A 24,113-nucleotide genomic window follows, 5' to 3' on the forward strand; every position below is an offset into this window, starting at 1 on the left:
TAAAATAGACTCAAAAAACCTGTTTCATCTATTCTCTGTCCTATTTTGATAGATTTTCCATTAAACCTGTTAGATTTTACACCGCCAGAGAATCTTTTCTTCCTAAATTTGGCATTCAATATAGTTACCCAAATAACCTCTAATACGAAGAACATGAAAAGAAAAGGTAAATTAAAGCTGTCCTTATCTACTAATAAGGGGCATTTTCCAAAAAGAGCTTGGTTCATTTATGGACTTTCTCTTGGATTAATCTCTTTGCCATTGTCGGCCAAAGCTGAAGGCAAAATCCAAAATTCTTCTATCGAACAATCCATCCATCAAAATCGAAAAATCAATGGCAATGTTGTCGACGAAAACGGCGAAGCATTAATTGGAGTTTCCATATTGGTGAAAGGAACGAGTAATGGAATCATCACAGACTTTGATGGCAATTTTACATTAGATGTACCTACTAATGCAACACTGGTCATCTCTTATGTTGGTTACAAAAAGCAAGAAGTAAAAATTAGCAATCAACAGAAATTATCTATAACCATGCTCTCTGATAATAAATTATTGGACGAAGTAGTAGTCGTAGGTTACGGTGTTGTGAAAAAATCCGATTTAACAGGTTCCGTTGGTAGTGTGAAAGCTGAAAATATATCAGCCAAAGGCTCTACTTCACTAATGGAAAGCTTGCAGGGACAGGTTGCAGGTGTGAATATTTCCCAATCTTCCAGCCGTGCCGGAGATGGCTTTAATATTCAGATTCGTGGTAAGAGTTCATTGAATGGTGGCGAGCCATTATATGTTATTGACGGAGTGGTCTGTGATAACATGAACTTTCTAAACCCAATGGACATCGAGAAAGTAGACATCTTAAAAGATGCTTCTTCTACTGCGATCTATGGTTCCAGAGCGACCAATGGTGTGGTTATGATCACGACTAAAAAGGGAGACTCCAATGCTGCAAAAACAACCGTAAGTTACGATGGCTATTATGGAGTGAAAACAACAGCTAACATGCCGGACTTCATGAGTGGAGATGAATTCTTAAAATTTCGTTTCTCCCGCTATCTAGTATCATCAATGGATTCGTCAACCGGTCTGACACAATGGGATATGACGCAGGCTAACTTCTTGAATTTTTGGGGAGGGAACAGTCAGGTAATTAAAGACATGTATACCAATAAGAACTACACGAATTGGGCTGATATCGTGACTCGTGATGGTGAACAACAAAACCATTTTTTGAATATCGCAGGAAATGCTAAGAACATAAGCTATCGTATCGGTTTAGGTTATCAAAATGAGAACGGTATTCTGTATGATGGTTATGAGCGTTGGAATCTGAAAGCTGCTATTGATCATAAAATATCAGATAAAATATCTGCAGGTTTCTCTGCCAACATGTCAACTTCGATAAAGAGAAGTGGCAGCAGCAACTCCATACTGCAAGGATTCCGTATGACACCAACTATGCCTTGTTATTATTGGGAAGGAGAAAATGCTGGTCAACTAATAGTACAACCAGGTAAGGATGCTGCTATTTATCCTAATGGTGGAGGCCCAACTTCCAATATAAATCCGGTTGTAGATCGTGAAAATTCAAAAGATAACACCCGTGCTTATGATGCCATGGCTAATCTATATTTTCAGTACAATCCGATTAAAGAACTAACTTTAAAGACGACTTTCTCTCCAATGTATTCAAAGACACACCGCGGCACTTTCTATAATAGTCAAACACAAGCTCGCTCAGGCAAGACCAATATGGCTGAGAACTATAACGACCAAGTTTTTTCTTATACTTGGGATACTCAAGCAAACTATTCAAAGACCTTTGGTGATCATAGTTTCAATGCATTAGCTCTATTCAGTGTTTATCAACAGCAACTAGAAGGCGATTACATCAATGTTGTAGATATGCCTTTTGATGTTGATTGGTACAATCTTGCTTCAGGCACAACTCAAAGTCAGTCTAGCTATTATAAAAAGCTTGCTATGCTTTCATATGTAGCGCGCGTTAACTATTCTTATAAAGGAAGGTATATGGCAACAGTATCTTCACGTTGGGATGGAAGCTCTAAATTCCAGAAAGACAACCGATGGGGAATGTTCCCTTCAGCAGCTTTAGCATGGCGTATCTCTGAAGAGAAGTTCATGAAACCAACGAATGAATGGTTAAGCAACCTGAAGTTACGCACCAGCTTTGGTATTACAGGTAACAATGCAGGTGTCGGTCCATATGATACTCAAGCTTTAGCCAACATAAAGTACTACTACAATATGGGGTCATCGATAGCCAATGGCTATGGTTATACAATGACTAACTCTGCTTTAACTTGGGAGAAAACCACTGAACTGAATTTGGGCCTTGACTTTGGTTTCTTGAATAACCGGATTAATGGTTCTATAGATGTTTATAATAAAGATTCCAAAAAATTACTCATGAAAATGGAAACTCCGCTTGAACTAGGTTCTAATACAGGTTCAATTGTAAGCAACGTTGGTAAAGTAAATAATAAGGGAATAGAGATTCAATTAAGCACCATTAATGTGCGTAATAAAGATTGGAATTGGGAGACTACCTTCTCTTTCGCCCGTAACATAAATACCATTAAAGAGTTGAATGATGCAAAGGAAGATCTTGTTGGTAATAAATGGTTTATAGGCCATCCAATCGATGTGGTTTATGGCTATAAATACACTGGAGTTTGTACACGAGAAGAAGCACAAGCTTATGCTGCAGATCCTAACATGAAAACAAAGTTTTATGAGGGTGAGATGAAAATCTTAGATAAAGATGAAAATGGAACAATCGATGCAAATGATAAAATGATTCTAGGCCATAGCGCTCCGAGCTGGACGGGTAATTTTGCATCTAATCTTTCATACAAAAACGTCGATTTTTCAGTAAGCATTTATACAAGTCAAGGAGGTACGGTCTATTCTCCATTTATGGGTGAGTTCGTCGATTATGGTCAGCGCGGTATGATGCGTCTTAATATGGATTACTACATTCCGGAAGGAGCGCCAATACTTGGAACAGACGGATCTATTAGCCATCAAGATGCCACTCATTACGGAAAATATCCTTTTCCAACCAATGGCGGCAATGGTAAAGGTGGCGGTTCTTACTGGACAAGCGGTAGCAGTGAAGATCGCTCACAAAACTTCGTCGACAACTCATTTGTCAGAATTAAAAACATTACTCTTGGCTATACATTCCCTCAAAAATGGCTATCTAAGCTTAATGTTGCTAATTTGAGGATCTATGCTAATTTAATAAATCCGTTTACATTCACGAACTATAAAGGATTCGATCCTGAATGGGCTGATGCATCTGTAGGAGATGGCAAAGGTGGTGTTAGTTCAAGAACTTATCAGATTGGTGTAAATTTAAAATTCTAATAAAGAACAATTATGAAAAAAAGATATTTCATTGTAGCACTAGCTCTGGCAACTCTTTCTAGTTGTTCCGGCTTCCTTGATCAAGATAATAGATCCAATGTTCCATCATCACAATTTTATCAGACAACAACAGGCTTTGCCAGTCTGACTAATAGCGCATATTCTACTTTGCGTGACTTATATAATATGCAGCCACAATTGTTTGTTGCTGGTACAGACCTGTATGCCGACGGAAAAAGTCAAGGAGTTGCTATGGGGCAATATACATTTACTGCTGATGAAGGCATTGTGAAAGACTTCTATGCGAATTGCTTTAAGGGCATTCAATTAGCTAACAGCGTAATCGCATATGGCGAGAGTACTGCAGAATCAAGCGTACGTGCACAGTACATAGATGAAGCTCGTTTCCTTCGTGCTTGGTACTACTTTCAACTAGTTCAACAATTTGGCCCTGTTGCGCTGAACACTAAGATGTTTGATTATGCCGAAATGAATCATCAGCGAACTAGTTTGACTGATGTCTATAAATTTATTATTGATGAATTTACCTATCTCATATCTTCTGACTCTAAATTGTTGGAGCGTTCCGGTTCCGGCACCGAACGCGCAAATAAACAAGCCGCTGCTTTTTATCTGGCAAAAGCTTATCTGACACGTGGATGGTTGAATGGTTCTGACTACGAATCTCAGGAGGAAAATATTGCCCAGACAAGCGACTTTGAAAATGCAGCAAAATATGCTATACAAGCTATCAATAGTGAAATTCCTTCCATTTCAATTGAAAAAGCTTTTGATGTTCAAAATGAAGAGAATAATGAAATCTTCTGGAGCGTTCAGTTTAGTGCTGCTTCTGTAGAAGACCCGGTTAGAGATGGTTCTTACCAACAAGCGCAGTTCGGTTCTTATTTGGGAGGTTCTGAAAAACCAAGAAATAAAGCCATAGATGGTAATTTTGCTCCTTCGCTCCGCCTACAACAGTTATATACTCGTGGCGACGCCCGCCTGGAACAAACTTTCATGCTTGAATTCCATCAAAGCTATTTCGACTATTATTCAGCTCCAACTTCTTCATCAATTCTTTATTATTACGCACCCGCTTGGGCTACCGATGAAGATATTACTGCTTGGAAAATGGATGATCCATATGGTATCAAGAAGAATACAATAGTAAGTAAGACAATAGTTAATGGCGGCATTGCTCCTTCAAATGGAGCTCCTGCGACTTATAAAGATCGTCGTTCTCAAGATTACGGTGTAGCTTGCATCAAAAAGTTTGATGATTATTCGGATGCTTCTATTTCCAACCGTAACAGCACTTGTAGTATGCACGATGTAGTGGTTGCTCGCTTGGGCGAAGCTTACTTAATTGCGGCAGAGGCTTATTTCAAAATGGGCAAAACCGGAGAGGCTGCTCAAATGATTAATAACCTCCGTAAACGTCCGGGTACAATTAGGGAAGGTTATACAACACAAATGGCTGTTTCTGCCGGTGATATCAATATTAACTTCATCTTAGATGAACGTGCTCGTGAATTAGCTGGTGAGTATGTTCGTTGGACGGACTTGAAGCGTACGCACAAGCTGGTTGAATATGTCACCCAATACAATGAAGATGGCATAAAGGAATCCGCTATGAAGGGAACTGATGGGAAATACAAGACTCTTCGTCCGATTCCTCAGGCTGCTATTGATTTGAACCAAGCTGATGTAGAACAGAATCCCGGATATTAGTAGCCTATTTATAACTTAAAGTTCATATTAATGACCAAACCTCTGATATTGTTTATTTGCTTCATAAGCAATGCTCTTATCCTGTTAGCCCAAGGTAGCCCCAGCAAATGGGGCGACCAGGGCAATGGGACCTATATTAATCCGATTTTAAATGCAGATTATTCCGATCCGGATGTTATAAGGGTTGGAGACAAATATTACATGGTAGCCTCGGACTTCCACTTCCTGGGCATGCAAGTTTTAGAATCGAAAGATATGGTAAATTGGAAACTAGTCTCTCAGATTTATCATCGCTTTGACTTCTCCGGATGGGACGATAATCAGCAGTACGCCGGAGGATCTTGGGCCCCGTCTATCCGCTATCATGATAATAAGTTTTGGGTCTTCTTTTGTACGCCAAAAGAGGGCTTATTTATGTCCAATGCCATCAATCCGGCCGGACCATGGAGTCCTTTGCATTTAGTGAAAGGCATTGAAAAGTGGGAAGACCCCTGTCCCTTTTGGGATAACGATGGACAAGCTTATTTAGGACGGAGTCAACACGGTGCCGGCCCTATCATTATTCACAAAATGAGTGCTGACGGTACCCGTTTGCTTGATGATGGAGTCACGGTATATTCCGGTCCGGTAGCCGAGGGAACTAAGATATTCAAAAGAGAGGGCTATTACTACATTTCTATTCCTGAAGGTGGTGTTGGAACCGGATGGCAAACGGTTCTACGCTCAAAGAACATCTATGGGCCTTACGAGAAAAAAATAGTCTTGGAACAAGGAAGTACTTCAATTAATGGCCCTCATCAAGGTGCTATTGTTGATACTCCAGACGGACAGTGGTGTTTCTTCCATTTCCAACACAATGGTTCATTAGGCCGTGTAGTTCACCTACAACCAATGCATTGGCAAGACGGTTGGCCGGTAATCGGAGTCGATTTAGATAAGAATGGAGTTGGTGAGCCCGTATATGTATGGAAGAAACCGATTCAGAGTTCACTAATATTCGCTCCACAAACCGATGATGATTTCTCTTCGCAAACGTTGTCACCACAATGGCAATTTAACCATAATCCGGTTGATAAGGCTTGGTCTTTATCTTCTCCTCCGGGTAGTCTTACCTTGCAAGCGCTCAAGTCTTCGTCTTTCCGCTTGGCTCATAATACGCTAACTCAAAAAGTGATGGGATACGTTAGTGAAGCAACCGTGGCTGTCGACTTTTCATCAATAGCTGAAGGACAGCGTTGCGGATTGGCTTGCATGGGCAAAGAGAATAAACTGCTTGGAATTAAAACGAGCGGAGGACAAAAGAGCCTGTATATATCCAACGATACTTCGGAAGTAACAATAGCACCTATTACAGGAACGACACTCTACTTACGTGTATCGATTGATATGCTTCGTCAGCAGTTTCAGTTTTCATACAGCACAGACAATATTACTTTTGTTGCTTGTGGAGATCCGTTCTTTATCCATTTCGGATATTGGAAAGGTGCCCGCATAGCTCTGTATTGTTACAATGTAGAGAAAGAAGCAGGTGCAGCATCCTTTTCGTGGTTTACCTACAAGCACGATGGGCCACAAAGTACTTTGAACAGCGATATGAATCGAGTTATTGCCGACATTGCCCATACATCATTCCCTGACAAGGATATTTATGTTACTTGCCCTGATTCTTTGGATCATCAAAAGTCTTCACGCCAGATGCTCCAACACGCCATAGACTCTTGCTCTCTATTAGGTGGTGGACGCGTAGTGGTAGCAAAAGGCATATACCGATTAAACGGTAATCTAATTCTAAAAAGCAACGTCAACCTGCATTTACAAGAAGGTGCTTGTCTGCTTTTCAGTGGGAAAGCAGATGATTTTCTGCCTGTAGTGCTGACTCGCTGGGAAGGCACTGAACTATACGGGCATTCACCGATGGTTTATGCCTACCACGCAAATAATATTGCGATTACAGGAAAAGGAGTCATTGATGCGCAAGGAGGATTAGAATTTGCCGATTGGAGCCTACACGAAGCCAAAGACAGAGACAGGCTAAGAAAGATGGGGGAACAATTAATTCCGGTACAAAAAAGAATATTTGGAAAAGGAACGATACTCAGACCTTCCTGTGTACAGTTTCTAGGATGTTCCAGAATCCTGATTGAAGGAATTACCATTAAGAATTCACCATTCTGGACTATTCACCCTGTATATTGCGACAATGTAATAGTGCGTGGAGTAACTATAGAGAGCCATTATCCCAACAATGATGGTTGCGATCCAGAGTCAACCTCAAATGTCTTAATTGAAGACTGTACCTTTAAGACGGGTGACGATGCGGTAGCAATTAAATCCGGGCGAGACAGAGATGGAATATCTATTGGAAGATCGTCCCAAAATATCGTTATCAGAAACTGCATCTTCCATTCTGAATGTAACGGTCTTTGCATTGGGAGTGAAATGTCTGGCGGCGTAGAAAACGTATATATGGACAATATTCAGATTGGCACTGTGAAGAATGCCCTTTATTTCAAGTCAAACCGTGATAGAGGAGGATACATTCGTAATGTGCAGGTAAGTAATATATCTGTAGAACGTGCAAAAGGCGCAATCCTACGTTTTGAAACAAATTATTTCGGTTTCAGAGGTGGCCAACATGCATCGCAATATGAGGGATTTCATATCAGTAACATAGAAGCCGACTGTTCTGATAATTATGCCATCTTTATGGATGGTTATGAAGAAAAGCCTATTAAAGATATTGAGATAGAAAACTTCCATGTAAAGAAAGCCACTTATCCTTATTATTTAAGGTGTATTGAGAACGTCCATTTGAAAGATGCTTCCGTAAATGGTAAAAGTTTGCCCGAGTATCCAGAGGAACATAAAGAGCGTGTAACGCTAGATGTCTATTAATCTATTGAGAAAACCCACATATCTTTGATCATTTAAGATCAATTATATGTGGGTTATTATATGTTGGCAATCAGTCTAATGAAATAGCTTTCAATGTAAAAGCCTCTGAGAAATCAATGAATACATTGGTTTCATTAAATTCAATCCAAGCATCTTCTTCGTGACTAATTCTAGAAATCTCATTAGAATTTATATCTTTAAATCTATCAATTACCGCATTCAAAACAGCCAATTCATTTGTGGTGAATTTGCTCATATCAGGTTTTAACGATGAACATAGTTTTGTACCTGAATTACCTGAAGAAAACTCTATAATTTCAGGGTAAATATCATCCATCATACCATATACCCTATCCCATTTGGAAGGAACCGGACCATATTTTATTGCTTTATAAGCAAGGCCACTCATTCCGACCCCAAAACTTTTATAACTTAAAAAATCTGTATAAAACAGCAACTTGTTCATCTTAGTATTAAAAGCATCATTGCATCTATCTATATAGAAAAGCAAAATATTCTTCAACTTACTGTATGACTGTTTTGCGTAGCCATTATTTATAGAGCGAAAGTAACCATCAAAAACAAAGCATTCCAACTCATTAGTAGGATCCCTTCTTATTACTTTCTCCAAATTCTCTTTTATTTTAAGGAATTCTTTAGGAGAGAACTGATATTCTGCATTATCTACAAAAACCTCAAAGATGGGTGGACTCATAATACTATGCAAGACCTTTCCATTTGTTTCGCTAGGCATCTCTCCATTTTCATACAACCGGTACTGATTGTCGCCAAAGCCCAATATTTCAGACATTTTTGACGCAGATAAGCCATACTTGGTTCTTACTGCTCCAATTTCATCGGGGAAAGGAATTCCATATTTAACCCGATACTGATTGTAAACCTGACCAATATTTAGTTCGTCTAACTCGGTAGTAGTGAACGTTTCATGAGTATCTTCACACTCATAATACAGTTTCCAATATTGAAATTTCTCTTTCCGGAAGAGCAATTCCGATTTTTCTTGATGGAGGGTAACATTCCCTCCAGTGAAAGGACTGTTCATAATTATTCTCCTATTTTAAATGGATATTTCATTTTATATTCAGCCACATGGAACGAAATACAGATAGTTTGGCTATTACTGTTGCCTAAGGATATCTTAATATAGACCTCATTACCTTTTACATCTTTTCCAAAAACCCACATATCGCCATTTTTGTTCAATGTATCGACAATAGGCCCTTTGGAATAATCCTCCGATTTAAGGTCTCTTATTATAGATTCTCTATACCTAGGCGTTATTTCAAGCGCAGCTAATGCTTCCATATTCTTGCCTCTATCATCACGAAATACTATTTGGAACACCTTAAGTTTTTCGTGAAATAAATGAAGGAATCTTTCAACTTCTTCTTTCGTGACCATACCAATCATATTTCATGCAAAGATAGTATTTCTATTTAAAATAGCCAATGATCGCCCAATAATCCAACTTTAAAGTTGAATTATTGGGCGATCATTGATTCCCTATCTTGTTACATATTGTTTCTAGACACATCTATTCTCATCCTCTGTCAGCACACCAACTAACCGTTCACACATATATATACGAGCCTGTTTCATACGTCAAACTTGCTTTTATCCATAGGCACAGCACCAACTTCGGAACCAAATAAATTTAGTATTTGATTCACCTTATCCAATCTCAGCGACTGCTTGCCACGTTCAAGTTCGCGCACAAATCGCAAGCCCACGCCTGACTTTTCAGAGAGCTCCATCTGCGTAAGATTATACTCCTTACGCATCCGTTTTACATAATCTGATAATGTAGTGTATTCCATACTATACCCGTTTGGGTACAAATATAGTTATTTAATTTATATTTGTACCCAAACGGGTATAAAATCATAGTTTAAGTAGTTAATTATACCCGATAAGGTATTATATGCTATTGAAGATGAAAAGATGTACAACGAATACTTACATCTAAATTAATTCGATGAGTGCCTGAATTGCGAATTTTTTAATTTTGCAGCGCCATAATGTCAGCATTTCAGACATGCCCCTACAAGCCTTCTGAGAGAGGTTTGGTGAACTAACTAGTTAACCGCGGTGAATTAACTAGATCAGCGTGGTGAAGTAGTTAATTCACCACGCTGATCTAGTATGATATACAAAATTGGGGTAATTTGTAAATATTACACCTACAAATAGCAATTGTAGTGCCCAAGAAACAGTTGATCTTGATGTGTTTTACTAGTGTAAGTGATTGATTAAAAAAGCTACAAAACATGCACCAAAACCACAAAAGCGTGATAGTAAAACACCTTTTTTCATGGGAGATAAGCTAAATAGCATGGCAAAGCCGAGGCAGACGATGGAATCAACCTTTGAAGAGTAATAATAAAGGGCGATTCATTGCCTTAATGCAACTTTTTCATACCTTTGCATTTCAATTTTCCTTTTATATGAAAACAGACAGTCAAGTTATATTCGATAGAAATGTGGTGGAGTTTGTTACCGTTGCTGCTGAGGCTTGTGCATTCTTGGAACGATCTGAGAGCATGAAGCGCAGCCAATTTGTTGACACCATCCTCAAAATACTTCCGTTACTTTACCTCAAAGCATCACTGCTGCCCAAGTGCGAAATGATAGGCGAAGATGAACTCGAAACCTTCGTCACCGAGGAAACGTATGAGATACTACGCATGAACATCGCATCGGTATTGGCCGAAAAAGATGATTATCTGGAAGTGTTCTTGCCGGATATGGCTTACAGCGACACGCCGATAAAAAAATGTATCTCCGAAGATCTGGCTGACATCTATCAGGATATCAAAGATTTCATTTTCGTTTTCCAACTGGGACTGAACGAAACAATGAACGATGCATTGGTAGTCTGCAAAGAGAATTTCGGCAACGTCTGGGGACAGAAGCTTGTAAATACGCTCCGTGCATTGCACGATGTGAAGTATAATCCTGATGCCGAATCGGAAGAGGAAGAAGAAAATGATGAGGAATAAATAAAGATGGTTATAAAAAGAAACATATCGAAAGAAGAGATATCACAATTGCCCAAAGCATCCTTTCCGGGAAAGATCTATGTTATCCAGACGGAGGCGGAAGCGGAAAAGGCGGTAGACTACCTATCATCCAGGCAAGTGCTTGGAATAGATAGTGAGACCCGCCCTTCATTCGTTAAAGGGCAGTCACACAAAGTAGCATTGTTGCAGATCTCTTCCGAGGAGTTTTGTTTCTTGTTCCGCCTCAACCTCACAGGGCTGACAAAGTCGCTACTCGACTTGCTGGAAAACCCTGCCATCATCAAAGTGGGACTGTCACTGCGCGACGACTTCATGATGCTACGCAAACGGTCGCCCCTGAAGCAGCAAGCTTGCATTGAGTTGCAAGACTTCGTCCATCCGTTTGGCATTGAGGACAAGAGCCTGCAAAAGATCTACGGGATTTTGTTTGGCGAAAAAATATCAAAATCGCAACGTCTCTCAAACTGGGAGGCAGACGTGCTAAGCGACGCGCAAAAGCTTTATGCCGCAACCGATGCCTGGGCCTGCCTGAACATCTACAACCGACTTCAGGAACTAGAGCGCACTCACTCTTTTGAAGTAGAGCCTCTGCCCGAAGAATCGACGGATCTCGATGCAGCCAACCAACAATCATAAGAAAAGTAATCCATAACATCAAGCTATGTCCTATAAAAAAGTATATCTGAAATCAGGAAAAGAAGAATCATTGAAAAGGTTTCATCCATGGATTTTCTCGGGTGCCATTGCGTACTTCGACGGAGAGCCGGAAGAGGGTGAAGTGGTGGAAGTATATACCTCAAAGAAAGAATTTATTGCCGAAGGCCATTTCCAAATAGGAAGCATTGCCGTGCGTGTACTTAGTTTTGTACAAGAAGAGATTAATCATGACTTCTGGAAACGGAAGTTACAAGTGGCCTACGATATGCGTAAAAGCATTGGCGTGGCTGTAAACCCTACCAACAACACGTATCGACTGGTACATGGAGAGGGCGATAACCTTCCCGGACTAATTATTGATGTGTACGCTAATACTGCTGTGATGCAGGCACACTCTGCCGGTATGCACGTTGACCGCATGGCCATAGCCGAAGCCCTCATAGAAGTGGTGGGAGAAACGGTGCCCAACATCTATTATAAATCGGAAACGACTTTGCCATTCAAAGCTGACCTCTTTCCGGAAAACGGATTTCTGAAAGGTGGCAGTACGGACAACATGGCACAGGAATACGGACTAAAATTTCATGTAGACTGGCTGAAAGGACAAAAAACAGGTTTCTTCGTTGACCAACGTGAGAACCGTGCTTTGTTGGAAAGATATGCCAAAGACAGAACAGTACTCAACATGTTTTGCTACACCGGAGGCTTTTCATTCTACGCTATGCGTGGTGGTGCCAAGTTGGTTCACTCGGTAGACAGCTCGGCAAAGGCAGTAAGCCTAACCAACCAGAATGTGGAGTTAAACTTCCCCGATGATGACCGCCACACAGCTTACGCAGAAGATGCTTTTAAATACCTCGACCGCATGGGCGATCAATACGACCTGATTGTTTTAGACCCGCCCGCCTTCGCCAAACATAAAGAAGCACTACGCAACGCCCTGCAAGGCTATCGTAAACTCAATGCCAAAGCTTTTGAGAAAATCAAACCAGGAGGCATCCTGTTCACTTTCTCTTGTTCGCAAGTAGTGACGAAAGATAATTTCCGCACAGCAGTATTCACCGCAGCAGCCATGTCAGGCCGAAGCGTACGCATCCTGCACCAGCTTACTCAGCCCGCCGACCATCCGGTAAACATCTATCATCCCGAAGGTGAATACCTCAAAGGCTTGGTACTCTATGTAGAATAAATCCGGATTAAAAATATAAATAAAGTTAATACAAGAAAGAAAATAAGCACATTACTATGTTACACAACATAAAAACACATATATTTGCACTGTGTTTTTCATGGTATTAGATTTAAGGTTTGAAGATTGGTTGTCGCGATGACAATCAATTTTTTTTTTGCCCTATACCATCACATTTGAAAATTCAGAGAAAGGTCTTGTGCGGGAAAAGAACTAGAACATCCTAGCTAAAAGATAGCCAGACACAATGCAGTATCTGGCCTTATCCCATTTTAAACAAGAGTTATCTATTTATTTGCTTCCTCTAAAAGAGCCGATAAATCTATCTCAATCTGCCTAGTTGCCTTACGCATACTTTCTAGAAATTCCATTTCTTGCTTTTTACCAGCTTTTACGCGAATACTTTCGTAATTAGACTCTACATATAAAACCTCTTTAACACATGTGTGAATAAATTGATCTAGTGTTGCTTCATCAAAGTAAGCAGGAGTAAATGCTTCAAAAAACAACGCAACCTTGGTTCTTAAAGCATCAGCTATCCGAACATACTCATAGCCGTTTGGGAAAGATTTCCTAGGTTCTTCTTTCAATTTATGACAAAGACCGCTAATCTCTAACAATAAATATTTTTCTTTCATAATTTTTACGCTTAACCTTTACAGCATTAGGTTTTATTAAAAAAAATACTAGACTAAACTTTTCAATCTAGGTCTTAAAATAAGATGTATACCTCTTGTTTTTAAGAACACTGCAAAGATCACTGTTTTAGCCCGCACCTTTATGGAGAAAAAAAATCCTGTTTTCTTCTCCCCTTTAATTAGGATGAAAACAAGATTGATACAGAAATAGAATAATAGGTATTGTGATCAGGTAAAGTAGAAGTTATTGAATTTATTTATTTCATTATTTTTGTATTGCTTCAAATAACCTTTTAGTGTATCATCAGAGTTTAGAAATTTATCATTCTTCGACAATCGAATAAAGTATACGAGCCTAGAAATGAGCAATAGTTTATTGTATGAGATGTTTGATCCTTTTTTTGTTTTTGCTCTTACCTGTGGATTCATATCAAAAAACCGAATAAACATCTTTGCAAAATAATAAATATGAACGGAATTAGATTCGGATGCAGATTCATTTCCTATAGCAGTAGAATTAAGGCTACCAAGAATTATGGTGTTTTTGTATTCTACCCCCTCTAATATATTCAATTCTTTATAACATGAACGAGCCAAATGAAATAAAGTTGTAGGATTATCAATTACAATAGTACGTTTCCCTTCGATGCTTAGCGTAAGCTTCATCGAATTACAGGAAGTTGCCCTAAAAAAACGAACATCTTTGATGTTGTTTTCAATAGAATCAATCAATTTAGTTAGCTCTTCCTTAGGACTTTCTTTTATTTCAAAACCTTCTAGGCAAATCCCATTACTATAATCAACTATAAACAATAACAGATACCAAAACTTTTCAGCGTCTAATCCCAATCCAGATAATGTATCCTGTATATCTTGATTCTTCATATAATCAAGATAACTAAAGAAGCGAGTCAATTCATTGACATTATATCTATCTTTAAATATATATAGAGCACCTTTGGGCGGATAAGAATGGAAATTGCCCTCATCATCAACATCCACGTCTGGGCAATATTCTGAAGCAAGTTGAAACACATAACTCAATAGTTCATCTTCAGAATCAACGTCAGTATCTAATGCAAATTTATCAATCATATATTAGTCTTTAAATTATCTACACAGAAAGACAAAAAGAACAGCAAATGGATAATCTCAGCATTGATTTTTTTACTCTTTTAATTATAGGCATTTTCTCCTGTTAATTCCATATATCTATTAATCAGCTTATAGAATTCTTCACTCTCTTGGCAAACAAAGTTAAACTGCGCTCCTGTTTCAATATTTTCTTGTCCAAGTATTTGAAGAACAATTTCGTCCATTCTAGCCTTTAAATAAACAGGATTAGTCCAACGCAGCTCCCCAGCTATTCTTTCTTTTTCATTTATAGAATCTTTATTACCACTATCATTTGACGCCTCTTCCTTGGAAATATTATCACAATCATCACTAATGTCTGTAGCGACTACATTTGAGAAATCACCAATAACCCAAGGCGTTATGTTTTTAATATCCCTTGGCACATATGCAGGAATAATAGAAAATGAAGAGTTGTTCGTACTTCGAGCTATTAACTCATCATATTCTCTCTTATCCTTCCAGAACATATCGCTTGTGTTATTGACCTGATTCCAGTGTTCAAAGTCAATATATTTTTTACTCTCACGAACATCGGCCCTCCCTATTGTAATTTTCTCACCATCAGTTTTATGCCCATATATATCTTCATCAGCATACTGAATGGCTATATAGATTTCATTTAAAGAAGAATTATTAACGATTTCATATATAAATTTATCTAATTCATCAAATGAAAAGTCCCCAAAACTAATTTCATTAACACCTGAAATTCCCTGCGTGTAATGAGGGAAATTCTTAACTAATATCTCGTTCCCATTAAACACTGCCTCAGCATCCCCTATTTTTTTAGTGTAAACGAAATAATCTTTGTAAATGTCATAAATAAATCCGTCCTTTTGAATTATACTAAAAGCGCAAACCAGCACAACACCTAATATCAATTGACCAATATTACTAATAATCTTTTTTACTTCCATTTTATTATAAGTATAGACAACAAAAATCTGTAATCACAAAAATCGAACAAATTTAAAAATAAACATCCTAAAATCCGCAAAACTTCGATAATTTTCTTTTTTCTTTATGAAGATAATCTCTGATACTTAGAAAGTAATCAGAGAATTTTGATATATCGCAAATTTCACCTAGCTGTCTTTGCTGATAGCTAATTATTTGAAACTTCATTGTATTTTTGCAGCAAATACGAGTAACAACACATAAACAAAAACGAGTGTTCATACATATCCAAAGACTAGTATTTATCCATCAATAAAAGACTGAATAGACCGTTTATCCTCAATACAATGCTGGCCTCTGGTGGGTATAATTGGACAGTCGTTCCGGTTGAAAGGAGAAAAGAGTATATGAAAGCCTTAGAATTAGAGAAGGCAAGCGTGGAGGGGGATATTTCCGATTTTACAAAGATAATTGGCTCCCTGATTAAGTAAAAACACGAATTTTAGTCCTAGCCCACACCAAAGCAATTAATGCGTACCAAAATACAATCATAAAATAGCGGTATTAAGATTTGAAGATTGATTGTCGCGATGACAATCAATCTTTTTTTGCCCCTATTCCATATGCTTTCCGATAAAATACATACATTTGCAGTGATGTATCGGTAAATCTTAGAAGAAACATATAAAACAGATTTAAAACTATGAGCGTAAAGTATCGTTTGATTATCATGAGCTTCCTGCAATATGCCATTTGGGGAGCGTGGTTGATTTCTTTAGGAGCCTATCTGGGCGGAGGATTAGAGTTTAGTGGCAGACAGATCGGTAGTTTCTTTGCCACAATGGGAATAGCTTCTCTCTTTATGCCGGCCATCATGGGTATCATTGCCGACAGATGGATTCCCGCTCAAAAACTTCTGGGTATTTGCCACATCATCGGTGCCGCTCTATTAGTAGCCGCCGCTCCGCAAACTGAATACTTTCCTCTTTATTCGTTGATATTATGTAGTGTCATGTTCTACATGCCTACCATTTCACTTTCCAATTCTGTGGCCTACAACGCATTGTCTAGCGCCGGACTGGATACCGTAAAGGCTTTCCCACCCATACGAGTGTGGGGTACGGTGGGCTTTATCTGTGCCATGATAGCTGTAGACTTACTTGGCTTTGCCCGGACATCCATGCAATTATACACATCGGCAGCATTGGCTGTGATACTAGGTATCTACTCTTTTACGTTGCCCAATTGCCCAACTTGCAAAGTTGCAAAAAATCAATCGTGGGTAGATACAATGGGATTGCGTGCTTTTGCACTCTTCAAACAAAAGAAGATGGCTGTCTTCTTTATCTTCTCAATGTTGCTGGGGGTGTCTTTGCAAATCACAAATGCTTTTGCCAATGATTACCTCACCAATTTCTTCGGAAGCAACGAGGCATACAAAGGAACATTCGGAGTGGAACACGCCAACATATTGATCTCCATCTCGCAGATGTCCGAGACGCTTTGCATCTTGCTTATTCCTTTCTTCCTGAAAAGATTTGGAATTAAAAACGTGATGCTGATCAGCATGTTTGCTTGGGTATTGCGCTTTGCTTTGCTAGGCACAGGAAACCCAGGAGACGGGGTATGGATGCTCGTTTTGTCGATGCTGGTATATGGAGTGGCATTTGACTTCTTCAACATTTCCGGTTCGCTATACGTTGATAAAGAAACCGACCCTTCTATCCGCTCGAGTGCACAAGGTGTTTTCATGATTATGACGAATGGATTCGGAGCGTTCTTCGGATCATACGCTGCCGGTGAAGTAGTGGACAGAACCGGATGGCCTGACTCATGGTTTATCTTTGCAGGATATGCGTTGGTGGTAGGTCTTTTGTTTGCTGTTATATTTAAGTCTAAACATCATCCGAACGAGATAAAAGAAATGATATAAAAGAAGTATGGAGAAGAAAGTTGAATTACAGGTACTGAACTTAACGAGGAGTCAGGCAGAGGCAAATGCTTTTGCAATGGTGCTCGGTGAGGTTAATGGCGAGCGTCAACTTCCCATCATCATTGGAGCAGGCGAAGCGCAATCTATTGCACTCCATTTAAAAGGAGTACAATATCCTCGCCCTCTGACCCATGATTTATTCGTATCTTGCTTAACTTCTTTCTCAATTACACTAACTGAGATTCTGATCTACCGGGCCGAAGAGGGGGTTTTCTATTCTCGCATCTATTTAAAGAAAGGTGAAGAAATTATTGAGGCTGACTCACGCACATCGGATGCGATAGCTTTGGCTATTCGGATACAATGTCCCATCTATATTTACGAATCCATTCTCGGAAAAGAATGTTTGGCACCAACGGAATTAAATATTGAGACGGAGGAGAAAAAGAATCTAGAGGAAGAAACCGTGCAATCATTGAAAAAAGCATTGGCTAAAGCCATAGAGAATGAGAATTATGAATTAGCGTCTGTGTTACGTGACGAAATTTTACGCCGAAAATAATTATGCATGTATTTTATACACCCGATATATTGACCAAAGCAGAGCTTCCTGAAGAAGAAGCCGCTCATTGCAGCCGTGTGCTACGCCTCTCAGCAGGAGACGAAATAACACTGACGGATGGGAAGGGTAACTTTTATCTCGCAGAAATAACAGCGACAACTAATAAACGTTGCACTGTAATGGTTAAGGAAACGAAACCGCAAGAGGCTCTATGGCCTTGCCATCTGCACATTGCCATGGCACCCACAAAAAACATGGATCGCAACGAATGGTTTGCCGAGAAAGCAACGGAGATTGGTTTTGATGAACTAACTTTCCTGAACTGCCGCTTCTCGGAACGCAAAATTATAAAAACCGAACGGATTGAAAAGATATTGGTTTCGGCCATCAAGCAGTCGCTGAAAGCCCGCTTACCGAAGTTGAATGAAATGATGGACTTTGATAAGTTCATCGCTCAGGATTTTAAGGGGCAGAAGTTCATTGCCCACTGTTACGAAGGAGAGAAGCCTTTCTTGAAGGATGTGCTTCGAAAGGGTGAAGATGCTTTGGTCCTAATTGGTCCGGAAGGCGACTTTAGTGAAAAGGAGGTGGAGAAGGCTATCGAAAAGGGATTCATCCCCATCAGTTTGGGCAAGTCGCGCTTACGTACCGAAACGGCTGCTTTAGTGGCCTGCCACACAATGATTATAGCTAACTGATTTATTCATATATAGTATGGAAAGAAAAAAGATTTATCACTTTCTGGCACTCACAGTGCTGATTGTATTTTTAGCTGCCTGTTCAAGTAAAACTGAATACACCAATATTATCCCGGCCGATGCTTCGGCGGTAGCCAGTATCAACCTGAAATCTTTGGCCGAGAAATCGGGACTGAATGATCAGGAGAACAAAGATGTGAAGCAGAAATTGATGGATGCCATCAAGAGTGGATTGAATGCTACGGCATTTAAGCAGGTGGAGAAGATAGTGAATGACCCTGCCGAGAGCGGACTTGCACTGAATGAACCGATCTATTGCTTCTCATCACGCGCACTGCCCTACCCTACTCTCACCATAAAGGTTACTGATGTAGATAAAGTACGGACTACTCTGGATGCTATGGCTTCGGAACAGGTATGCAAACCTGTAGCTAAAGGCGATGGATATGACTTTACTACTTTCACCGACGGTTCATTGTGTGCTTACACAGAAGGTGCGTTGGTAGTGGTGCTTTCGGTTGAAAGTACTCAATTGGAAACGACCAAAAAGACAGTAACCCGGTTGATGAAACAAGAGGCGGACAAGAGTGTGAGCAAAAACAAAGGTTTCATCAAGATGAAAGAGCAAAAAGGAGACCTGATTTTCTTTGCTTCTATGCAGGATCTGCCTACTACTTACACCCAACAAATAGGATTCGGTCTTTCCGAGGAGATGGATATGAGCCAATTGTTCGTGCTGGGTAGCTTTAGCTTTGAGAACGGAAAAATTAGCATGAAGTACGAGACTTATACGGAGAACAAAGAATTGCAAGCACAACTGAAAAAGCAGCAGAAAGCTTTTGGCACGCTAAAGGCGTCTCTCACCTCTTACTTCCCTGCTTCTACTGTCGCTTATATCGCAGTGAATGCCAAAGGAGATGAATTCTACAAGCTGTTGTCAGAAAATAGCGAATTTCAGAATTCGTTTATCGGTGCCGAGCGAAGCGAGGTAAAGAGTTTGATTACACACATCGACGGTGAAGTGGCCGTTGCCATTACAAACGCATCGCTGATGGGGATGCCTTCGTTCATCGCTTATGCGGAGATCAATGATGAAGTGGCAGTGAAATCTCTACGTAAATATGCCGCTATTTCCATGATACCGATGTATGTGGGGCAAAGCGGCAAACTGGCATTCATTACTAATGATAAAGCGCTGATGGCAGTTGCCGGAAAGGTGCAGACTGACCCACTCAGCAATACTTCTTTCGCCGAAAACATCAAAGGAAACTCTTACTACATGGCAATCAATACGGAAAGTTTGTTGAAGTTACCTTTGGTAGCCAATATGGCCGGATTTGGAGAAGAATTTGCCATGTACCAAAACTTAGGATCTCAGATTTCATACATAGAGATGCGCGGACAAAAGGATGGAAAAGGTGAATTGAACATGACGTTAAAGAACAAAGAGAAGAACGCTCTCAAGCAAATTGTTGATTTCGCAAAACAGTTTGTCGGACTATAAAACACGAATTATGAATAGCATTCATTTGCAACAAACACTGCCTGAGGTTTTTGCCGAACGCGACAAGATTGAATCGGAAGTATGGCACAAGGATCTTACATTCAACAAAAACGAGATTTACCTGATAGAGGCAGCTTCGGGAACCGGCAAATCGTCTCTTTGTAGCTTTATCTATGGATATAGAAAGGATTATCAGGGAATCATTAGTTTCGATGCACAAAACATCAAAGCGATGAAGATAAAACAATGGGTGGAATTAAGGAAGCATTCTATCAGCATGCTTTTTCAAGATCTGCGTTTGTTCCCTGAGTTGACTGCAATCGAAAACATTCAACTAAAGAACAACCTGAGCGGATATAAGAGTAAGAAAGAGATCGTGGCCTACTTCGAGGCTTTGGGCATCGCTGATAAACTGGACAAAAAAGTAGGTAAGCTCTCTTTCGGACAACAACAACGGGTGGCTTTCATCCGTGCACTTTCTCAGCCGTTCGACTTCATCTTTCTGGATGAACCAATCAGTCACCTTGACGATGTGAACGGACAGATTATGGGTGAGCTACTCACCGCCGAAGCTCGTCAACAGGGTGCCGGCATCATCGTAACATCCATCGGAAAACATATAGAGCTGGAGTATAACAAGGTGTTGCAACTTTGATGAATCTCCGCAGACAACGACTAAATTGTAATTCGCATAATCGCAAATCAAAATGAAACTTCTCTGGAAACTTCTCCGTCAACACATAAGCATCGGCCAACTAGCAGGTTTCTTCCTGGCAAACCTCTTCGGCATGATCATCGTATTGCTCAGCATACAGTTCTACACTGATATCATTCCGGTATTCACCGAAGGTGACACTTTCATGAAGAAAGACTACATCATTGCCACAAAGAAAATTAGTGCCATTGGTTCGTTTGCAGGAAAAAGCAACACGTTCTCTGACGAGGACCTCAAATCGTTGAAAGAACAGTCGTTTACCAAGAATGTGGGTGCTTTCACTCCTTCACAATTTAAAGTATCGGCAGGATTTGGTATGCAAGAGGCCGGCATTCATTTATCAACAGAGATGTTCTTCGAATCTGTACCTGATCAGTTTGTCGATGTAAGTCTCGACAAATGGCATTTCGACAAAGAGAGTCGCAACATCCCCATCATTCTCCCCCGCAATTACCTGAACTTATACAATTTCGGTTTTGCACAATCGCGTAGCCTACCCAAACTATCAGAAGGCGTAATGGGATTGATACAGATGGACATCGTGTTGCGCGGTGAAAACGGAGAGAAAGAACAATTCAAAGGAAACATCGTTGGTTTCTCCAATCGTTTGAACACGATATTGGTACCCCAAACATTCATGTCATGGGCTAATAATGAGTTTGCCCCCAACGCGGAGGCACAACCTGTTCGTCTCATTATTGAAGTGAGCAATCCTGCGGATGCCTCCATTGCAAAGTACTTTCAGCAAAAAGGATACGACACAGAGAACGACAAACTGGATGCGGGCAAAACAACCTACTTCCTGCGCTTAATCACCGGCATCGTACTAGGGGTAGGATTATTTATCAGTGCCCTATCGTTCTATATCCTGATGCTAAGCATCTTCTTGTTGCTACAAAAGAATACCACCAAGTTGGAAAGCCTTTTACTCATCGGCTACAGCCCGCTCAAAGTGGCCATTCCCTATCAAATACTCACTTTGGGACTAAATTTAATTGTACTGTTCATGAGTTTGGGATCTGTAGCGTGGATGCGTACTTATTACACAGAAGTGTTGACACAACTTTTCCCTCAAATGGAGGTGAAATTCTTCTGGCCGGCTATTATTATGGGTATCATTCTATTTGCAGCCGTGTCATTGATAAACGTTATTGCCATAAAAAAGAAAGTAGCCTCTATCTGGATGCACAAATCCTGATTGCTTCTCTAAGAAAGAGAAGGCATATTTCATTTTCTTTTTTATATCTTTGTACAAATGATAAATTTAGACGAATATGCCTAACTATGATTTAATCGCAATCTTAGGTCCCACAGCTTCGGGAAAAACACCTTTTGCAGCTGCGCTCGCTTACGAACTGGATACGGAAATCATAAGTGCCGACTCACGCCAGATATATAGAGGTATGGATCTCGGTACCGGCAAGGACATCATCGACTACACGGTAAAAGACAAGCAAATACCTTATCACCTCATCGACATCGCAGAGCCCGGATATAAATACAATGTATTTGAATTTCAACATGATTTCTTAAATGCTTATGAGACCATTAAACAAAAAGGTAAATTGCCTGTTTTGTGTGGAGGAACAGGCTTATATCTGGAGTCGGTGCTGAAGGGTTATCAACTAATACCTGTACCCGAAAACCCTGAACTTCGGAATCGATTGGCTGATAAGAGTTTGGAAGAATTAACGGCCATTCTCAAAGAGTACAAAACGTTGCACAACTCTACAGATGTAGATACAGCCAAGCGTGCCATACGTGCCATAGAGATTGAAGAGTATTATGCGTCGAATGACTTGTCAAAAAGGGAATTCCCTTCACTCAACAGCCTCATCATCGGTATTGACATAGACAGAGAGTTACGCCGTGAAAAGATAACACGACGCTTGCACCAACGACTCGACGAGGGTATGATTGACGAAATAAAGAGGCTATTAGCCAAAGGCATCAGTGCCGACGATTTGATTTACTACGGCCTTGAATATAAATATCTAACGCTTTATGTAACAGGAAAGCTTAGCTTCGAGGAGATGTTTGCGCAATTGGAAATAGCGATCCATCAGTTTGCCAAGCGACAAATGACTTGGTTCAGAGGCATGCAACGAAGAGGTTTCAATATTCATTGGATAAATGCTTCGCTGCCGATAGAAGAAAAAATAGAAGAAGTAAAAAGATTAAGAATGATATGAGTGTAGAACCAGGAAAATGGGGAATTATATATAATCCCAAAGCCGGAACACGCAAAGTTCAAAAGCGGTGGAAAGAGATTAAGGAATATATGGATAGTAAGAAGGTGTCTTACGACTATGTGCAATCTGAAGGTTTCGGATCCGTGGAACGACTAGCCGGCATTTTGGCCAATAATGGCTATCGAACAATTGTGGTAGTGGGAGGAGATGGTGCACTCAACGATGCCATCAATGGTATCATGAATTCCAATGCACCGGATAAAAGTGAGATTGCTATCGGGATCATTCCCAATGGAATAGGTAATGACTTTGCCCGGTATTGGAATCTGAACCTAGAATACAAAGAAGCTGTGAATTGGGTGATCAATAACCGCAAAAAAAAGATTGATGTGGGCTATTGCTACTTCTATAATGGAGAGAACCATGTACGACGTTACTTTTTGAATGCAGTAAACATCGGACTCGGAGCACGTATTGTGAGAATAACCGATCAGACAAAACGCTTCTGGGGTGTGAAGTTTCTATCTTATCTGGCAGCCTTATTCTTATTGTTCTTTGAGAGAAAAATGTATCGAACTCATCTAAAAATAAACGATGAACATATACGTGGGCGCATCATGACTGTTTGTGTAGGCAATGCAACAGGATATGGGCAAACGCCTAGTGCTGTGCCTTACAATGGATGGCTGGACGTTTCCGTGATCTATCGCCCAGAGTTGTTGCAAGTAGTTGCCGGTTTATGGATGCTTATTCAAGGCAGGATACTAAATCATAAGATGGTAAAATCATATCGTACTAAAAAAGTGCGTGTGCTCCGTGCGCGCAATGCTTCGGTAGACCTTGACGGTCGCATATTGCCCAAACATTTTCCAATTGAGATAGGAATTCTACCCGAATCCATCACACTGATTATTCCTAATTAACTCTACAT

Annotated in this window: 19 protein-coding genes and 1 pseudogene; 14 read left to right on the top strand and 6 right to left on the bottom strand. The window is 40.0% G+C overall.

Going from position 1 to position 24,113, the window contains the following annotated elements; translation table 11 throughout:
• Window positions 1–153 precede the first annotated feature (153 nt).
• Genes BQ5338_RS03305 through BQ5338_RS03315 form a run of 3 tightly spaced genes read left to right on the top strand, consistent with a single transcriptional unit; the run spans window position 154 to window position 8,019 of the window.
• Window positions 154–3,393 carry a SusC/RagA family TonB-linked outer membrane protein gene (locus BQ5338_RS03305; RefSeq protein WP_071145378.1) on the top strand — a complete coding sequence of 1,080 codons (3,240 nt, stop codon included), beginning with the start codon at window positions 154–156 and terminating at the stop codon, window positions 3,391–3,393.
• Between the two features lie 12 nt (window positions 3,394–3,405).
• Window positions 3,406–5,124 carry a RagB/SusD family nutrient uptake outer membrane protein gene (locus BQ5338_RS03310; RefSeq protein ID WP_071145379.1) on the top strand — a complete coding sequence of 573 codons (1,719 nt, stop codon included), beginning with the start codon at window positions 3,406–3,408 and terminating at the stop codon, window positions 5,122–5,124.
• A 30-nt stretch (window positions 5,125–5,154) separates the two neighbouring features.
• Window positions 5,155–8,019, top strand: coding sequence for a family 43 glycosylhydrolase (locus BQ5338_RS03315; protein WP_071145380.1), 2,865 nt, complete (start codon window positions 5,155–5,157; stop codon window positions 8,017–8,019).
• A gap of 70 nt (window positions 8,020–8,089) precedes the next feature.
• Here BQ5338_RS03315 and BQ5338_RS03320 read toward each other — a convergent pair whose 3' ends face one another.
• The 3 genes from BQ5338_RS03320 to BQ5338_RS03330 all read right to left on the bottom strand — a co-directional run bounded on the left by BQ5338_RS03320 (window position 8,090) and on the right by BQ5338_RS03330 (window position 9,857).
• Window positions 8,090–9,082, bottom strand: coding sequence for a type II toxin-antitoxin system antitoxin SocA domain-containing protein (locus tag BQ5338_RS03320; RefSeq protein ID WP_071145381.1), 993 nt, complete (start codon window positions 9,080–9,082; stop codon window positions 8,090–8,092).
• Window positions 9,083–9,084: 2 nt separating this feature from the next.
• The gene (locus BQ5338_RS03325) at window positions 9,085–9,441 is read right to left on the bottom strand and encodes a type II toxin-antitoxin system MqsR family toxin (RefSeq protein ID WP_071145856.1); all 357 of its coding nucleotides are present in this window, start codon (window positions 9,439–9,441) and stop codon (window positions 9,085–9,087) included.
• Window positions 9,442–9,635: 194 nt separating this feature from the next.
• Window positions 9,636–9,857: a helix-turn-helix transcriptional regulator gene (locus BQ5338_RS03330; RefSeq protein ID WP_071145382.1), complete on the bottom strand. Its 222-nt coding sequence runs from the start codon at window positions 9,855–9,857 to the stop codon at window positions 9,636–9,638.
• Between the two features lie 627 nt (window positions 9,858–10,484).
• Between BQ5338_RS03330 and BQ5338_RS03335 the strand changes: the two are divergent.
• From BQ5338_RS03335 to BQ5338_RS03345, 3 genes and pseudogenes are all read left to right on the top strand, one after another.
• Window positions 10,485–11,036, top strand: a pseudogene (locus tag BQ5338_RS03335) (DUF5063 domain-containing protein); the annotation flags it as partial.
• Between the two features lie 9 nt (window positions 11,037–11,045).
• A complete protein-coding gene (locus BQ5338_RS03340) occupies window positions 11,046–11,696 on the top strand; it encodes a 3'-5' exonuclease (protein ID WP_071145384.1) in 651 nt (216 codons plus the stop codon).
• A 25-nt stretch (window positions 11,697–11,721) separates the two neighbouring features.
• Entirely contained in the window at window positions 11,722–12,906 is a 1,185-nt protein-coding gene (locus BQ5338_RS03345) for a class I SAM-dependent rRNA methyltransferase (RefSeq protein WP_071145385.1), read from the top strand.
• Between the two features lie 287 nt (window positions 12,907–13,193).
• On the opposite strand, the gene BQ5338_RS03350 is transcribed toward BQ5338_RS03345, so the two are convergent.
• The 3 genes from BQ5338_RS03350 to BQ5338_RS03360 form a co-directional block, all read right to left on the bottom strand.
• Entirely contained in the window at window positions 13,194–13,544 is a 351-nt protein-coding gene (locus BQ5338_RS03350; RefSeq protein ID WP_071145386.1) for a hypothetical protein, read from the bottom strand.
• 228 nt (window positions 13,545–13,772) lie between these two features.
• On the bottom strand, window positions 13,773–14,639 hold the full coding sequence (locus BQ5338_RS03355; protein ID WP_078063381.1) for a hypothetical protein: 867 nt from the start codon (window positions 14,637–14,639) through the stop codon (window positions 13,773–13,775).
• A gap of 80 nt (window positions 14,640–14,719) precedes the next feature.
• Window positions 14,720–15,598 (bottom strand): hypothetical protein, encoded by an 879-nt coding sequence (locus BQ5338_RS03360; RefSeq protein ID WP_071145387.1) that lies wholly within the window; start codon window positions 15,596–15,598, stop codon window positions 14,720–14,722.
• 683 nt (window positions 15,599–16,281) lie between these two features.
• Between BQ5338_RS03360 and BQ5338_RS03365 the strand changes: the two genes are divergently transcribed.
• From BQ5338_RS03365 to BQ5338_RS03400, 8 genes are all read left to right on the top strand, one after another.
• Window positions 16,282–17,511, top strand: coding sequence for a nucleoside permease (locus BQ5338_RS03365; protein WP_071145388.1), 1,230 nt, complete (start codon window positions 16,282–16,284; stop codon window positions 17,509–17,511).
• A 7-nt stretch (window positions 17,512–17,518) separates the two neighbouring features.
• Window positions 17,519–18,073 carry a bifunctional nuclease family protein gene (locus BQ5338_RS03370; RefSeq protein WP_071145389.1) on the top strand — a complete coding sequence of 185 codons (555 nt, stop codon included), beginning with the start codon at window positions 17,519–17,521 and terminating at the stop codon, window positions 18,071–18,073.
• A 2-nt stretch (window positions 18,074–18,075) separates the two neighbouring features.
• Window positions 18,076–18,771, top strand: coding sequence for a 16S rRNA (uracil(1498)-N(3))-methyltransferase (locus BQ5338_RS03375; protein ID WP_071145390.1), 696 nt, complete (start codon window positions 18,076–18,078; stop codon window positions 18,769–18,771).
• A 16-nt stretch (window positions 18,772–18,787) separates the two neighbouring features.
• Window positions 18,788–20,275: a DUF4836 family protein gene (locus BQ5338_RS03380; RefSeq protein ID WP_071145391.1), complete on the top strand. Its 1,488-nt coding sequence runs from the start codon at window positions 18,788–18,790 to the stop codon at window positions 20,273–20,275.
• Window positions 20,276–20,285: 10 nt separating this feature from the next.
• Window positions 20,286–20,930 (top strand): ATP-binding cassette domain-containing protein, encoded by a 645-nt coding sequence (locus tag BQ5338_RS03385; protein WP_071145392.1) that lies wholly within the window; start codon window positions 20,286–20,288, stop codon window positions 20,928–20,930.
• A gap of 52 nt (window positions 20,931–20,982) precedes the next feature.
• The gene (locus tag BQ5338_RS03390) at window positions 20,983–22,188 is read left to right on the top strand and encodes a hypothetical protein (RefSeq protein ID WP_071145393.1); all 1,206 of its coding nucleotides are present in this window, start codon (window positions 20,983–20,985) and stop codon (window positions 22,186–22,188) included.
• A 76-nt stretch (window positions 22,189–22,264) separates the two neighbouring features.
• Window positions 22,265–23,182, top strand: a complete 918-nt coding sequence (gene miaA, locus BQ5338_RS03395; RefSeq protein ID WP_071145394.1) for a tRNA (adenosine(37)-N6)-dimethylallyltransferase MiaA — start codon at window positions 22,265–22,267, stop codon at window positions 23,180–23,182.
• Window positions 23,179–24,105 carry a diacylglycerol/lipid kinase family protein gene (locus BQ5338_RS03400; protein WP_071145395.1) on the top strand — a complete coding sequence of 309 codons (927 nt, stop codon included), beginning with the start codon at window positions 23,179–23,181 and terminating at the stop codon, window positions 24,103–24,105. The genes miaA and BQ5338_RS03400 overlap by 4 nt, the downstream gene beginning before the upstream one ends.
• The last annotated feature ends 8 nt before the right edge of the window (window positions 24,106–24,113 follow it).

This window comes from Bacteroides ihuae, assembly GCF_900104585.1.
Classification (GTDB): Bacteria; Bacteroidota; Bacteroidia; order Bacteroidales; family Bacteroidaceae; genus Bacteroides; species Bacteroides ihuae.